Annotated in this window: 12 protein-coding genes and 1 tRNA gene; 8 read left to right on the plus strand and 5 right to left on the minus strand. The window is 36.8% G+C overall.

What is annotated here, in order from left to right:
* The first annotated feature begins 523 nt into the window (after positions 1 to 523).
* Genes H7254_RS09040 through H7254_RS09060 form a run of 5 tightly spaced genes read left to right on the plus strand, consistent with a single transcriptional unit; the run spans position 524 to position 4480 of the window.
* Entirely contained in the window at positions 524 to 1669 is a 1146-nt protein-coding gene (locus H7254_RS09040) for a PA0069 family radical SAM protein (RefSeq protein WP_301932662.1), read from the plus strand.
* Positions 1670 to 1687: 18 nt separating this feature from the next.
* The gene (locus H7254_RS09045) at positions 1688 to 2056 is read left to right on the plus strand and encodes a hypothetical protein (RefSeq protein ID WP_301932663.1); all 369 of its coding nucleotides are present in this window, start codon (positions 1688 to 1690) and stop codon (positions 2054 to 2056) included.
* A gap of 31 nt (positions 2057 to 2087) precedes the next feature.
* Positions 2088 to 2456 (plus strand): hypothetical protein, encoded by a 369-nt coding sequence (locus tag H7254_RS09050; RefSeq protein WP_301932664.1) that lies wholly within the window; start codon positions 2088 to 2090, stop codon positions 2454 to 2456.
* Between the two features lie 12 nt (positions 2457 to 2468).
* The gene (locus tag H7254_RS09055; protein WP_301932665.1) at positions 2469 to 3719 is read left to right on the plus strand and encodes a putative DNA modification/repair radical SAM protein; all 1251 of its coding nucleotides are present in this window, start codon (positions 2469 to 2471) and stop codon (positions 3717 to 3719) included.
* Complete coding sequence (locus tag H7254_RS09060) at positions 3719 to 4480, plus strand: TIGR03915 family putative DNA repair protein (RefSeq protein ID WP_301932666.1); 762 nt, start codon at positions 3719 to 3721, stop codon at positions 4478 to 4480. Before H7254_RS09055 ends, H7254_RS09060 begins: the two co-directional genes overlap by 1 nt.
* Before the next feature lie 472 nt (positions 4481 to 4952).
* Here H7254_RS09060 and H7254_RS09065 read toward each other — a convergent pair whose 3' ends face one another.
* A complete protein-coding gene (locus H7254_RS09065) occupies positions 4953 to 7436 on the minus strand; it encodes a DEAD/DEAH box helicase (protein ID WP_301932667.1) in 2484 nt (827 codons plus the stop codon).
* Positions 7437 to 8398: 962 nt separating this feature from the next.
* Here H7254_RS09065 and H7254_RS09070 point away from each other — a divergent pair.
* Positions 8399 to 8470, plus strand: a tRNA-Asp gene (locus H7254_RS09070).
* Between the two features lie 182 nt (positions 8471 to 8652).
* Here H7254_RS09070 and H7254_RS09075 read toward each other — a convergent pair.
* The 4 genes from H7254_RS09075 to H7254_RS09090 form a co-directional block, all read right to left on the minus strand.
* Positions 8653 to 9264 carry a hypothetical protein gene (locus H7254_RS09075; protein WP_301932668.1) on the minus strand — a complete coding sequence of 204 codons (612 nt, stop codon included), beginning with the start codon at positions 9262 to 9264 and terminating at the stop codon, positions 8653 to 8655.
* Positions 9251 to 9742 carry an RNA polymerase sigma factor gene (locus H7254_RS09080; RefSeq protein ID WP_301932669.1) on the minus strand — a complete coding sequence of 164 codons (492 nt, stop codon included), beginning with the start codon at positions 9740 to 9742 and terminating at the stop codon, positions 9251 to 9253. Before H7254_RS09080 ends, H7254_RS09075 begins: the two co-directional genes overlap by 14 nt.
* A 529-nt stretch (positions 9743 to 10271) precedes the next feature.
* Positions 10272 to 11639, minus strand: coding sequence for a hypothetical protein (locus tag H7254_RS09085; RefSeq protein WP_301932670.1), 1368 nt, complete (start codon positions 11637 to 11639; stop codon positions 10272 to 10274).
* A 335-nt stretch (positions 11640 to 11974) separates the two neighbouring features.
* The gene (locus H7254_RS09090; RefSeq protein WP_301932671.1) at positions 11975 to 13216 is read right to left on the minus strand and encodes a GDSL-type esterase/lipase family protein; all 1242 of its coding nucleotides are present in this window, start codon (positions 13214 to 13216) and stop codon (positions 11975 to 11977) included.
* A gap of 383 nt (positions 13217 to 13599) precedes the next feature.
* Here H7254_RS09090 and H7254_RS09095 point away from each other — a divergent pair, with 383 nt between their 5' ends.
* Complete coding sequence (locus H7254_RS09095) at positions 13600 to 15033, plus strand: RNase adapter RapZ (protein ID WP_301932672.1); 1434 nt, start codon at positions 13600 to 13602, stop codon at positions 15031 to 15033.
* Positions 15030 to 15746, plus strand: a complete 717-nt coding sequence (locus tag H7254_RS09100) for a sugar phosphate nucleotidyltransferase (RefSeq protein WP_301932673.1) — start codon at positions 15030 to 15032, stop codon at positions 15744 to 15746. The genes H7254_RS09095 and H7254_RS09100 overlap by 4 nt, the downstream gene beginning before the upstream one ends.
* The last annotated feature ends 153 nt before the right edge of the window (positions 15747 to 15899 follow it).

The raw sequence follows: 15899 nt of genomic DNA on the forward strand, positions 1-15899 counted from the left end.
ACCGCTTCTTCCCCAAATGGGGAAGGAGAAGGAGGATGAGGTGAATCTCTGCAATTAAATATGGGTAATGTTTTCGTGGGGGCTTGTTCATTAAAGAACAAATAAAAAAATGGAAGAACAGATGTTTAGTAAAGCTATAAAGCACCGCTCCATCCCCAAAAGGGGAAGGAGAAGGAGGATGAGGTAAACCTCTGCGATTGAATATAGGTAATGTTTTCGTGAGGACTTGTTCATCAAAGAACAAATAAAAAAATGGAAGATAAAATGTTTATTAAAGTTATAAAGCACCGCTCCTTCCCCAAATGGGGAAGGAGAAGGAGGATGAGGTGAATCTCTGCAATTAAATATGGGTAATGGTTTCGTGGGGGCTTGTTCATTAAAGAACAAATAAAGAAATGGAAGATAAAATATTTATTAAAGCTATAAAGCACCGCTCCTTCCCCATATGGGGAAGGAGAAGGAGGATGAGGTGAAACGAATGTTCCAACTAAAATAAAAAAACTTACAATTAAAAAACAACAGCATGGAAAACGAATCAACATCTTTCTTTAACGGGCAGGGGCACCAAAAACTCCAACAAGATCACCACAAAGTATCAGTAACCCCACAAGAAGAATCAACGCAATACATCCATGGCCGTGGCGCTCAGTACAATACCAAAAACCGTTTCCTCAAAAATGAATCTACCAGGGAACACATTGAAGGCATCGACGATTGGGAAGAAGGCGATATCCGCACGCAATACATAGAGCAGCAAAGCAAAACCATTGTAAACAAAGTAGAAAGTAAAGACGTAGGCATGAGCTACAGCATGAATCCCTATGCCGGTTGTGAGCATGGCTGCATTTACTGCTATGCCCGTAATGTACATGAATACTGGGGCTACAGTGCCGGGCTTGATTTTGAACAAAAGATAATCATCAAAAAAAATGCACCGCAATTGCTGCGTAAATTTTTAATGCATCCAAAATGGGACGCAACGCCCATTATGCTGAGCGGTAACACCGATTGCTATCAACCAGCCGAACAAAAGTACCGCTTAACAAGAGGCCTGCTGGAAGTATGCAATGAATTTAACCAGCCGGTAGGCATCCTTACTAAAAACTCCAGGATACTAAAGGACAAAGATGTGTTGCAGGACATGGCAAAGAAGGGTATCGTATCGGCCATGGTAAGTATCACTTCATTTAACGAAGACCTGCGTCGCATCATGGAACCACGTACCACTACCGCCAAACAAAAATTAAAAGTGATCAATGAACTCAGCAGTGCCGGTGTGCGTATGGGGGTAATGATGGGCCCTATGATACCCGGCCTGAACGAACATGAAATGCAACGCATTATGAAAGCATCGGCTGACAATGGCGCTACGTTTACGGCCTATACTTTTATCCGGTTAAATGGTGCCATCAAATTTTTATTTCACGATTGGTTGTTTAAAAACTTTCCCAACCATGCAGATAAAGTGTGGCACCTGATTGAGCAAAGTCATGATGGTCAGGTAAACGATACCCGCTTGGGTGTACGCATGCGGGGCGAAGGGCACATTGCACAAATGGTAGCGCAGCAATATAAAAAATATGGCAAGTTGTATAACATGAATGCGGAAGAATGGAGCCTGAATACAACTATTTTTAAACGGCCGGGTGAACAGGGAAAATTATTTTAAAAGATAAAAATCAGCAACATGAACTCAGTAACAAAAGACTACCTGGCAGAAATTATTTTTAAAAAAGCCAGCGAAAACATTGACCAATACAGGGAGTCGAAACAGCAGCAGTTTGACAACGAACCTTACCCCGGTGCTACCGATGAAGAGGTGCTGGATTTTATTATTACCATTCCTTACTTCGATGTAAAACTGAAAGATTTTTTGCTGGGTAACCTTGCCGATAACACCATCATCATCAGCCAGAGCTGGGAAAACGAATTTATAAAAAATACAAAACTGTGGGCAGAAAGTTTTGAATGGCTGCATGGCAATGATTATTTTTTAAGCGAAGCCCATACCAGCGGCATCAACAAAAACAAGCATTTTTTAACACTTCCATATTGAAACAATTTTTTCACTTTTGATTTTTATAACCATGATAGCAGTAACCGGAGAATATTTAATCAACATCATCGAACGTCGTGTAAACCAAACAATTGGTTTACGGCGTAATTTACCCACAGCCGAATTATTAATAAAGCCATTATTATATGCCACCAATGAAGAGATCGCAGACTTCATTTTATCCATCCCCTTTTTTGATGAACGGCTTAAAAATTTTATCCTGGGATTTTTAACAGAGCAGACAATTATCATAAGCCAGAGTTGGGAAATTGCTTTTATTGTACGTTCCCAAAGATGGGCAGAAAGCGATGAATGGCTGCACAACGATTTCCGGCTTTCAATGAGTACACTTGACAACCATCCATATAATAACCCCGATTTTTTGACGCTCCCCTATTAAACTACAATACCAATGAGTGATCGTATCACCGAAAAATTATCCATCCTTGCAGATGCAGCCAAGTATGATGTAAGTTGTGCCAGCAGTGGCAGCAACCGCAAAAATAACAACAAGGGTTTGGGCAATGCCAGCAATGGAATTTGCCATGCCTATACCGAAGATGGCCGCTGTGTTTCATTACTTAAAATTTTGCTCACCAACCATTGTATTTTTGATTGCGCCTATTGCGTAAGCCGTAAAAGCAATGATGTTAAGCGTGCCGCCTTCACCATACAGGAAGTGGTAGACCTTACTATTAATTTTTACCGCCGTAATTATATTGAAGGGCTGTTTCTAAGTTCTGGCATTTTTAAAAATGCAGATTATACTATGGAACGGTTGGTAGCGGTAGCAAAAAAATTAAGAACAGAACATCAATTCAATGGCTACATTCATTTAAAAACTATCCCCGGTGCAAGTGATGAGTTGGTAAAGGAAGCAGGCTTATGGGCCGACCGCTTAAGCATTAATGTTGAAATGCCCACAGAGAAAAGTTTAGCCTTACTGGCACCTGATAAAAACCGTGCAGACATGCTGAAACCAATGCAGTTTCTGAAAGATGCCATCATTCAAAACAAGGAAGAAAAAAAATTATTTGCCAGCACGCCCATGTTTGCGCCAGCAGGGCAAAGCACACAAATGGTGATTGGCGCCACACCGGAAACCGACCTGGAAATTTTATACCTCGCCAATGGCTTTTATAAAAAGTTCAACATGCGGCGGGTGTACTACTCCGGCTATGTACCTATCAGTAACGACAATCGTTTACCTGCCATTGGTACGCCGGTGCCGATGATTCGTGAAAACCGTTTGTACCAGGCCGATTGGCTGATGCGTTTTTATGACTTTAAAGTTCACGAAATTGTGAACCGTGAAAATCCGTTGCTGGATACAGACATTGATCCCAAACTTAGTTGGGCGTTAAGAAACCTTCAACTGTTTCCCGTTGATATCAACAAAGCCGGTTATGAAGTAATTATACGAATACCAGGCATCGGCATTCAATCTGCCCAAAAAATTTGTGCCGCAAGAAAGTTCAGCCGGCTTAACAGTACGCATTTACAAAAGCTGGGTATTGCATATAACAGAGCAAAATATTTTATTAGCAGCGATACGGATTTTGAAAAAAAAGACTGGCAGCCAAACCAGATTAAATCTTTTATTTTAAAAGAAGGCAACAGTAAATACGAACCCAATTTTTCACCTCAATTAAAATTATTTTAATGACGGTTGTTGTGTATGATGGCAGCTTTGAAGGCTTGCTGACAGCGGTGTTTGAGATTTACGAATATAAATTGCCTCAACCTTTTATAGCAAGACAAACTGCAACAACCGGAAGCCTGTTTGGTGAAACCCATATCGTGATAACCAATGTTGAAAAGAGTACACGGGTGTATCAAAAAATAAAAGCCATTGTAAGTTTAAAAACAATCAGTCAGTTGTACGATGTTTATCTCTCAGAAATAAAGGAGATAGAAAATGTGCTGCTGCGGTTTATACAATACGCCTTACAATCCAGCATTAGCATTGAAAACGATTATACCAATGCAGATGTATTGCTGATACAGCAAACCAGCAAAAAAGTAAATCGGGAGAAACATCGTATGAAAGCTTTTGTGCGCTTTCAGCTAACAAAAGATCAGTTGTATTATTGCATTATTCAGCCGGATTACAATGTGTTGCCGCTGATAGGCAAACACTTTCGGGAACGCTATGCCGACCAGCGCTGGCTCATTTATGATGGGCTTCGAAAATATGGTTTATACTACAATGGCGAAAACATAGAAGAAGTGCAAATGCATTTTGAAGCCGACCTTAACAACGAACAAAATCTTGCCACTCTGCATGATGAAAAAGAAGAACTCTACCAGCAATTATGGAAGCAATATTTTAGCAGCGTAAACATACAAGCCCGCAAAAATATGAAGCTGCATATACGCCACATGCCTAAAAGGTATTGGCGGTTTTTGGTGGAGAAGCAATAGAAGTATGGTTTCTAAAAAGGGGATACTAAAATTTTAGCAATGCGTTATAAATTTTTTTGCCTCTTCTCTAAATCCACTAATAACTTCTTCAGTCATATACCCATACATGAATATACAAACGGGGTAGGCGCAATGTATAATATAGCCTTAACATCAGACAATAAAAAAGTCCATCTTTCCGGTAACTGACATGTATGCTTTTAAAGAGACAATGATTTTGGCTATTGGTATATTTATTCATCCGAAATTGAAGGCATAAGTTTTAAGCAGTTTATTTGATCCTTGTAAATTAAACGTACCACTTTTGATTTACAAGGATCAAAAGTGATACGTTTCTCTATTTGGTGAGCATGCTCAATAAATATTCTCTGTTGAACGGAGCGTCGCCAATGAAGCTTAATCAAGGAACTTCTGCCTGTAACAAAAAGATAATTTATGTATCATCCGAATAATTTCTGATCAATAAATAATTTTATTTTTTACCCATCCCACCAAACAAACCGCTTAATAATTTTAATGCATTTTCTACCACGCTTGTATTAGCAATAGGTAATTTTAAATAGGTCTGTCCTGTTACAGCATCTGTTTCAGTAATTTTATTTACAAGCCGCTGTGTACTTTCAGCATTGCTTAGTATGTTTAATAATCCTTCTAAAAAGCCGGTTCCTTTTTCTAGCACTTCTTCTTCAACAGTTTTAGCTGCAGTAGTATTTACTGTGGCTGTTGTTTGATGTTCAATTACTACATTCTTTTCCTCCGCTGAAATATTTTCTTCTTCAGTTACTTCTACCTCTATGATATTGCCGTTAGGGGTTACAGCCATTTGCTTTTCAATTTCTCTTTCCTCATTTACATTATAACCGGCTGGTTTATCCGTAAGCCCTGTAGTAACGGATTCTACAGATTTCATAAACTGCTTAAACTTACTTTCACCCATAAAAATATCGTTGTCGCCGCCATCCAAAATACCTGCTGCTATGCCCTTTTTAAATTTCAATACATCCAGCATGCGGTGCTCAATACTGCCCTGCGAAACAAGGTTAATGATACTCACATTTTTCTTTTGCCCAAGCCTGTAAATGCGGCCTATCCTTTGTTCCAGCACTGCGGGGTTCCAGGGAATATCAAGGTTTATCATGTAAGCCGCCGATTGTAAATTGAGCCCTACACCACCGGCATCGGTTGATAAAAATACTTTGCAATTTTTATCGTTTGTAAAATTTTCATAAAGAGCTCCTCTCTTTTTTCCAGGGATGCCACCATGTAAATATTCAAATCCAATATTCTTTTCTTTTAAAATAATTGCTACCAATCTTGTCATGCGCTCCCACTGGCTAAAGATTACAACTTTCTCATCCGGCATTGCCAGTATTTCATCTAAAATATTTTGTAGCTCATCCAATTTTGTCTGGTGGTTGGTTTCCTGGTCAATGATATAAGTGGTGTCGCTCACCATCCGCATCATGTTCAACAACATCAATAATTTTTGCCTGTCTTCCTCATTTAAAAAATGCATGCGTTTCCATTTGTGTACCAGCTTTGCAACATTGTCTGCATATTCTGTGTGTAACTCCAACTGCTGTTCTGTGAGGGGTACAAAAAGATTTTTATCCATCCTTTTAGGCAAATCTTTTAGCACTTCAGCTTTGGTACGGCGCAACATTACATCTTGTAATACTGCACCCACATCATTCAAATTTTTATAACCAATTACTTTATCAGTACCCTCTTCCGTTATCTGGTGCTTTGATAAAAAATTGTGCAGCGAACCAAGCAGATAAGGATTTACAATTTGCATTAACGAGTACAGATCTTCAATTTTATTTTCTACCGGTGTACCTGTCAGCACCAATGCGTAGGTAGTTTTAATTTTTTTTATTGCTATGGATGTTTTTGTTTTCCAGTTTTTAATGCGTTGTGCTTCATCCAGAATTAATACATCCGCCTGCATGTTATTGAGGTGAATAAAATCGTTTGCCGCCATTTGATAACTTACAATAATGTAGTCTGCAGTATTTGCACTATATAGCTTTTTTCTTGTTAGAATATTCCCCTCTATCACATGCACGTTTTTGTTGCCGGTAAACTTTTCTATCTCTGTTTTCCATTGGTATTTTAACGAGGTAGGACAAATGATAATGGCAGTGCTGATGTTAAATTGTTTTCTCAATACCTCTGTACTAACAATAGCCTGCAGTGTTTTACCAAGCCCCATGTCATCTGCCAAAATACACCGGCCTGCTTTTACTGCAAACAAAACGCCCTTTTCCTGGTAGCGGAATAATTTGGCCTTGCTGATATCTTTAAATAAAGCTGTTTGTTTTTCGGCAACGATCTGTTTACGTTGCTGACTATTTCTTTCATGAATGATAAACTCAAGCGCATCTTCATAGCACCTGAATTCCGGATGTAGTTTATGCGCTTTTTGAAGAAACATCTCAAACTTTAAATATGCAGTTTCCAGTAACACTAAATTGTTATTGAAAAAGTTGTTGGCTATCAATTTATATTTATTTGTTTCTTCTGTTCCAATGCGGAGCTTTACTTTTCGTTCGCCCCTGTAGTCGAGATAAACAGAGGTGTAAGGTGGCGTGTATGGAACCGTTAGTTGTTTTCTTAAAGCAGGCTTTGATTTTATTTTGAGCAATACGCCTTCTATATGTTTACAGGTACCCAATTGATTGGTTTTAAAATCGGGGCAACTACAAAAATTTAATGAGTTATCGGCACTGCGTAAAGCTACTTTGTAGGTAGAAGCTGTTTTGATATTTTCCACTTTGTAGTCCGCAAAAACTGCACCTTCACTTATTTTTTGAATGTTGAAATTTTCGTCTTCTGCAATTTGCTGACGTAAAATTATTTGCCATTGCACATCACTCATATCAGCAGGTTTGCGTGTATGTGATACCCTGATCTTTATAGGAGGACGTTTTTTGTTACTGGCTTTCTTTTTCATTTTTTAATTTGATGTGTAATTTAAAGTAGTAAAATGTAATGCTGCAAGGCGTTGCGCAACTTGTGTAAAACTTAGTTTTTTTGCAATAATTATTTATTTAATAATCATCAGTTTATTACAAAAATTTTTGGGATAGACAGATGCAATATTTTTATTTACAATTTTACTTAAAATGAAAATGTATAATGAACGAATGATATTTTGTGTTGGCCGAAAAAATTTTTTATCCTCTTAAACCATTGATTTAACTGCTACTTCAGCCGATTGGTTTTTTTATCAATTAAAATATTTTTAAAATAAATTTGGCAGAATGAAAAAAATAATTTCATCTTTGCATCGCAAAAAAATTATAACCAACAACAATAAATGTTACTACGCAATAAAAATAAAGCAATACAAAAATGGATTACTCCGGTTACGGATCATTCATTTTCAGGGGCAAATTGTATTACACCTTAGTTACCAAACTAACTGACTACAATATGGCCCCAACAAAATGTTGGGGTTTTTTATGCAATAAAAATAATGGCTTCATCGCTTTAAAAAATTAGGAATGATAAAAAGGAAATTACATCAGTCACTCAATCGCTTCAATTTTAATACAGATAGTATTCATCTGTATTGTGGTATTAGCGTGTGTAATGATGACCCATATAAACGACCGTGTTTTACGCAAACCTAACAGGCAAAAGTCTTTTAGTGTGTAAGCCCGGTCAGATTAAAAATCTTACCGGGCTTTTTGTTGGGCGCAGGTTTAAAAAAATAAACAATGAAAATTATTGCAGCCATTTTTCTTTTCAGGATGATCATCATGCAATTGGAAAAATTTACATGAAATAAAAAAATAAAGAGATGTCAAAGGAGGAGTAGCGTTCCCTGTGAGATGCAACAGGGGCGCAATTTTAAATCCACTTCTTTTTAATGGGAGAATGAACCGCTCTACTGGATTTAAAAAAATAAATGGTTCGTTGGTGTAACGGCTAACATCACAGATTGTCGATCTGTTGTAACGGGTTCGATTCCCGTACGAACCGCAAACCCGTAGAAAACAAACGTTGTTTCTAGCCTAACTGGTAAACTTGGTAAATTTTTTCTGGCCATTGTTCAGATGGACGGGAATGATCCAGGAAAATTGAGGAAACGCAACAATCAAATAATTGGTGAATAGGATTGTAATTTATAAACACCCGTTGTTTAAATAGTAGCGGGTGTTTTTTTAATTAGCTTTCTTCAATTGTCCTTCAATCAACTTCAGTTCGTTGATGATTGTTTGTAAACGTTTGTCTTCCTTTTTAATGTTTTTTCTACTAAGATAGAAATAGGCAAAAAGCATGCATGCAACATATACCCCAATAAATAGTAACACATTTACAACTGGCCGGTCCGTAAAAATTTCTACCATATAAATTGCCATAGCTATATTCAGTAGTAGATAATACACAGGCATGTTCCAACGGTTTTGCTTTTTTCTCAGGTCATAATATGCCTCCCACTGTTGCAGGTGTGCTACCGGCTCAACCGTATCGTCAATGCGTTTTATTTTTTGTAAAGTTGCATACATAAACCCTGCCTGCACAATACAAACAATGCAAATCAGTACCATGCCTCCGTAAGTGTACCAGTGTTTAAAAGCAAGGTTGCCAAATATGGCAAGGCAAGCAATAAATGAGGCCGTAAGTGTTAGTGCAATGGCACCATGTAATTGTGGTTGCTGTAATTTCATTTTTGTAGTAGTTGTATTGGTTATATTGTTAATTATTTCTTTGTTCGCTTCACCAGCTTTTGCTGGTTGCTGCCACATATTTTTTAATGAATCAAAGTCCTGCATAGCTGTTATATATTTGAGTGAGTTGTTTTTTAATGCGGTGAATTTTTACACGGAGGTTAGCTTCAGTAATCCCGGTAATGGAAGCAATCTCATCATAAGGCTTGTCTTCCAGCACCAGGGTAATAATAAGCCTATCCGTTTGTTGCAACTGGCTAATACTTTTGTACAGCAGTTGTACTTCCTGTTCTTTTGTATTTACATCATCGGGCAACATCGCCAGGGAAGTAGTTTCAATGTCCACCAATATGGCAGTCTTTTTCCGCAGGTGTGTAAGACAAGTGTTTACAGCAATGCGGTAGATCCACGTACTCCATTTTGCATCGGCCCTAAATTTTTGCATGTTGTTCCATACGGCAATAAAAGTTTCCTGCAACAGATCCTGAGCCAGCACCGCATCACCTGTATAGCTAAGACATAATTTTTTTATGCCTTCGCCATATTCATCGTACAGGTTAGTAAATTTATCTTGCTGATTCATACTGTTTAAAACTTCTTAATTTAAATTATTGATTATAATTTTTTTTGGTACAAATATTTTTGGCCCGGGATATGTGCTGCTATGATGCTTTATTGGCGTCGCACTCTTGTACCATAAAATCATTATTGAACAAATGCTGCCAGTGCATACCTTTTATCGCAGCAGCAAAATGGTTCAGTCCATTTAATTTAAAAACGAATCTATTTCATTGTAAAATTATTCAGGCTGGTCGTACATTATAAAATGGTTGCTTTCTGCCGCATAAATGCTTACAGATTGTAAATTTTTAAACTGTTGCCCTATCAGCTCATAACTTTTTTCATCTCTTTTAATTTTCCTTTTTTAAGGATACGTACCTGGTCTTTCCGTTGTTTACATTTATTGGATGCAGCAAGTGTAAGATTGTTACAGGGAACGAAAATATTTTTTTAAAAGTAAAAACTATCGTGTTGCCGATGGTATAAAATAGCAAATGCCTAATGGGTGAAATAAATTGCTCACCATTGGGCATTTAATTTATATGCAGCAGTTATAAACTGATATTGACACCTGCGCTGGCATACAACAGTAAATTATCCGGCAAATAATTGAGGTATTGCCCAATACTGTACACGTTCTTTTGATAGGCAGTACTCAGGCTTCCGGTTAACCTTGTTCTGTAACTGATAAAATAGTTGAGTGTGCCGACAAGGCTCACCGAACCAAAGAAGCTTGTTTCTTTATCAATATCCTGGTAACCACCTTGTGTTTGCAGGTTAAAGTTAATGCTAGTTCTTGTATTGGGATAAATAGCATGCTCATAAAATAAATTGACAGTGGCTTGCTTAAAATTCGAATTTGCTTTTGTATCTGTTGTAATAACTCCCCTCGTAAAACCCTTGTCAGTAATATCAAAATTATTGTAAGAAAGTTTAAGCGAAGCCCCATAGTTATTTTGATGAATAAGATTTTGCGGCGTGTATTTATTAATGCCTGTAGATAAAAGCAACGATTTGTTATTGAGCCGGTGTTTGAATTTTGTACTGTCGTAGTTTTGTGATTGGTTGGTGCCGTAAAGATTAATTCCCGGTGTAAAACGGATGTATTTTTCTGTTCCTGAAAGCCGCTGACTATTAAATGCAAAGAACAAAATATCATTCAGGTTGCTGAAATACCGGATGTCGGTTTTATTGATCAGGCCTTTTTGCTGTAAATAATTATCTACTGTTTCCAGGATAAACAGGGTTCTTTTTCTTGCATCTAATACACGGGTATTGTTGGCTGTGGTAATACTTCTGCCAAGTTCATTCAGTTCTGTTGCAGTTAGCGGCCGGGATAGGCTATTGGCTGTTTGTAATGCTTTGGATAGCCACAGTGCATTCTGCATATCGGTAATGTTTTCAAGCCTGCCTTTTCCTATACCTGTATTGATAGCAAATGAATATTGACCCTGATAATATTTTGCTAATCCGGGTATATTCTGTGCTGTATTTTTACTAGAGTTGGTATTTGAAAATATAGATGCTCCAAGCTCTGTAAATTTATTTTTCGAAAACCATTTATTCAATATACTTACCTGTGGAGCAACAGAAAGGTAATTACTTTTATTCACATTATTTGGGTTGTTATACCTGTCACTTTGAAAGGCCGTGTTAAGATATGCCGTTGTTGTTAATAATATTCTATCGGTACTTTTTATTGAATAATAACCGCCACCAAAGCTACCATATGATGAACTGTTAGTAACGGCACCGGCAACTACAGGTAACCGGTTTAACTGGCTTGCAGCTCCAATATTAAAATTGATTGCCTGGTAATTGTTGATGCGGTATTTGAATTTTTTTAGTAAAGAATCCTGCTGGCTAAAAGCTTGGATTACGCAGAAGGAGCATACAAGGATAAGTAATGTTTTGTACATAAGGTTAGTTTTGTTTTATCTAAAGTAAGGGGCTTAATTAAAACACAGTGTTAAAATAAAGGGTTATGTTGTTAATAAAAATGAAAATGTTTTTAAAGTTAGTATGCTTAAATTGAAAGAATAAAATATGCAGCGCTTCTTTAAAATAAGCTCGGTTATACTTCCGGTTTTTTAAAAATTTATGAAGCAAAAAAAATAAAGCCATACACTAATTGCAGAGGTGAATACAAATTTTATTTCTCTTTTTTTAAAAGAGTTACCAGCATCAACTAAATAAAATAACAAACCCAAAAGCTGAAAACTTTTGGGTTTGTTATTTTGCAAATTTTTATTGTCTATTTAATAAACTTTTTTATATCATAACTAGTATCATCTGAACTTACCTTAAAAAAATATTGGCCGGTTGCTAAGTTTGCAACAGGTAAAATTATTGTTGCAGATGGCGTAGTGATGTATTGTCTTTTTTGCTGCATTATTGCACCGGCGATGTTGTAAATGGTGATCAATACATTCCTGCTTATTTGTGTATTTATATCAGCAATTAAGTTACCCGAACTATTGTCTTTATATAATTTAATTATACTTAGCGTACTGGCATTATTGGTTACAGTAATGGTGTTTGAGTAAAAGCTGCGGCCTCCTTCAGTTACTTTTATCTTATAAAAACTTTTACCTGGTAAAGTATTTTTATCTATACCTTCATAGTCTGCTGATTGCCTTGCTTCAACAATACTCACAGTAAAAGCAATTTCAAAATCTATACCGTTAGCACTTTTCTCAATTTCAAAAATGGTGTAAGGCTCTTGTTGTTCGGTATGCCATTTTATATTGGTGTTATTATTTTTTACCATGGCAGTAAAAGCAGTAAGTTTTACAGGAAGTGGAATGATGCTAAAAATATTTTTATCTCGTACTCTTCCAAAAAGAAAATCATGCCCGATATCATTCGGATGAACTGCACTCGTTGGATCTTTTCTGTCGGCTCTTAACATATTCAAACCATCTGAAGTTACCAGGTCGTCCCAAAAGTTAATGGCAAAATAGCCAAATTGAATATTGATAGAATCTTTCATATCCAGTAGTGCCTTGCGTTGTAATAAGGTGTAGTCATTCCTGGGCTGGCTGGTAGTAATATAACATTTTGCGCCACTTGCAGTAATGCTGTTATTCATCAGCCGTAAATTATCCATAGTTTCTGTTATCGAAAAGCCTTCACCTACATCATTACTTGACAGATTAATAATAACTACATCCGGGTTGCTGCTTAAAGCCTTGGTTACATTATGAAAGGGATCTGGCGATGGCCTTCCTGCTGGTGGCATAAAGGTGGTTGGTAATTCCTGGTAAGTATTGTACCCGCCCTTGGCAATATTAACAAAAATGGTATCAATGCCATCTCCTGTATTTTGGTTAAAGCTTGCTTCTAACCGTCCCGCCCATGCTAACTGATAAATACTTGCGCCCAAACCTTCAGCCGTAGACGACCCCATAATGACAATTTTTTTTTGAGCAAGGGAATTATTTACAAAAAAACAGGTAGCCGCACAAAGCAGTATAAGAGGCAACTTGAACTTCATAATATTTTATTTTTTAAGTAAAAAAGATAAGGAGAGGACCTGTGTAGGAATTAGGTAGGAAATCAGAGATAGTAAAAGTATCATTTTTTAATGACAATGGGTAATGAGATATTTTAAAATGAAAATTAATGGTATTTATTTCGTAAGGGAATAAATGTAAACACCATATATCTTCCTTGATAAAAATTTATTTTATGGGGTAGTTTTTGGGTGCATTTCAAATTGATGTAGACTCCGGAGTTGCCAACATTGTAAAATAACACGTAGTTAAAATAAGGTTGCAAAAGGTTGGCAATTCTTGCGATAATTTGAAATGAACCTCAGTTTTTAGCCGATAAACAAAATATTCTATTTTTACCAAAATCATAAACACAAAATTGAGAATGGAGGACGTAAACAACATATTTCAGGAGTATTGCAGAGATGCCATTATACGTATTGAAACAATTCCGCAAAGTGGCGGCGATAGGGTTTATTTCAGGATCATCACTGCCACAGGTTCTTTTATTGCTACCCGTAATGATAATGTAAAAGAAAATGAAGCGTTCATTTATTTTAGTCTGCATTTTAAAAATGCCTTTTGCCCGGTACCCGAAATTTTAGTAGTTGGTGAAGATAAAAAACTTTATTTGCAGGAAGATGTCGGCGAAACGTCTTTATTAAATGTTCTAGAAACAGAAGGCCATACAGATCATGTGTTTTCATTGTTTCAAAAAAGTTTGCTGGCGCTGGCTAACCTGCAGGTAAACGGCGATAAGGGACTCAATTATGATTACTGCATTACCAGTGCTGAATTTGGAAAACAGACCATCATAAGCGACTTGTTATATTTTAAATATTATTTTCTTGATACCTTAAAAATTCCCTACGATAAAGAGAAACTGATAAGTGAATTTGATGCACTGAGCACTTATCTATCCAATGCTGATCATAAATATTTTATGTTCCGTGATTTTCAAAGCAGGAACATTATTGTGAAAGAAGACCAGGTACATTTTATAGACTACCAGGGTGGTATGAAGGGTGCCGTGCAATATGATGTTGCCTCTTTATTATGGCAGGCCAAAGCAGAATTAAGCAATGAATGGAAAAATAATTTGTTACAATATTATATCACTTGTCTCGAAACGATACTACAACAACCAATCGATAAAATCCGTTTTGAAAGTGAATACAATGGTTATGTATTAATTCGTTTATTGCAAGTTTTAGGAGCCTACGGTTTTAGGGGTTTGTTTGAACGGAAGGCACATTTTTTAACTAGTATACCATTGGCATTGCATAATTTGCAGTGGTTTCTTAATCATAAAAAAATTGGTGTTGAGTTACCGGAATTTGAAAAGCTGTTACAGTTAATTGTAGCAGATGAGGTGGTAAAAAAATTTGAAACCGTTAAGGCAAATACTGATACGCCGTTGGTTGTAAAAGTAAATAGTTTTTCGTTTATAAAGACCGGATATCCAAAAGATGAAACAAGTAATGGCGGCGGTTTTGTTTTTGATATGAGGGGTATATTAAACCCTGGCAGAATAGAAGAATATAAAACCCTTTCCGGCAGAGACAAACCTGTAAAAGATTATCTGGAGCAGCAAACAAAAATGCCTGAATTTTTAAACAGTGTGTATAATATTGTTGACATATCGGTAGAGGATTACATAGCTAGGGGTTTTGAAAACCTGACCATAAATTTTGGTTGCACGGGAGGTCAGCACCGTAGTGTATATGCAGCAGAAGCACTAGTAAGGCATTTAAGAAATAAGTTTGACGTAAAGGTTGAATTAAATCATAACAATAAAGAAAACTGGAAGAGCATATGATGTCAATGATTTTTTCTGCTGGCTTGGGTACACGTTTTAAACCCTGGACTGACAGCCACCCCAAAGCATTGGCGCTGGTAAATGGTAAATCTTTATTGCAAAGAAATATTGAATACCTGCAGCAATATGGCATTATAGATGTGGTAGTAAATGTGCATCATTTTCCGAAACAGATTATTGACGCCATAAAAAAAAATAAAGGTTGGGGAAGCAATATTATCATCAGTGACGAAAGCCGTGATGTGTTGGAAACTGGTGGCGGACTGATGAAAGCAAGGGCATTGTTAGAAAATAAAGAGTCTTTCTTTTCTTTAAATGTAGATATCCTCACCAACTTAAATTTAAACAAACTGATGGCTTTTCATCAGCAGCATAAGCCTTTAATAACTTTTGGTGTTACCAATAGAAAATCATCTAGGGTATTGTTATTTGATGACGATAACCGTTTATGTGGCTGGAAAAATGTACAAACAGGGCAGGAGAAAATTGCTATTAATAAGCCAAACCTGATAGAGAAAGCATATAGCTGTGTTGTGATTTACCAGCCCGAAGTATTTTCGTTAATAAAGCAAACAGGAAAATTTTCCATTATAGATAGTTACCTCGATCTGGCAGCCGAACATGTAATTGCAGGTTACGACCACAGTGGTGATTATTTGGTTGATGTGGGTAAACCCGAGAGTGTAGCTGTTGCAGAAAAACTATTTCCTTAGTTATCCTTACTATCAACCGGTGCGCCAAACTCCTTCTTTTCTTTAGCCTTGCTCAATCCAAAATTATACCGGAAGGTGAGTCCTAATTTACGGGTATCATTAATTCTTGTACCTGTCGTACTTACATTTCCCTGTTTTAATTTAAACGAAACA

Source organism: Ferruginibacter sp., assembly GCF_014377975.1.
Classification (GTDB): domain Bacteria; phylum Bacteroidota; class Bacteroidia; order Chitinophagales; family Chitinophagaceae; genus Ferruginibacter.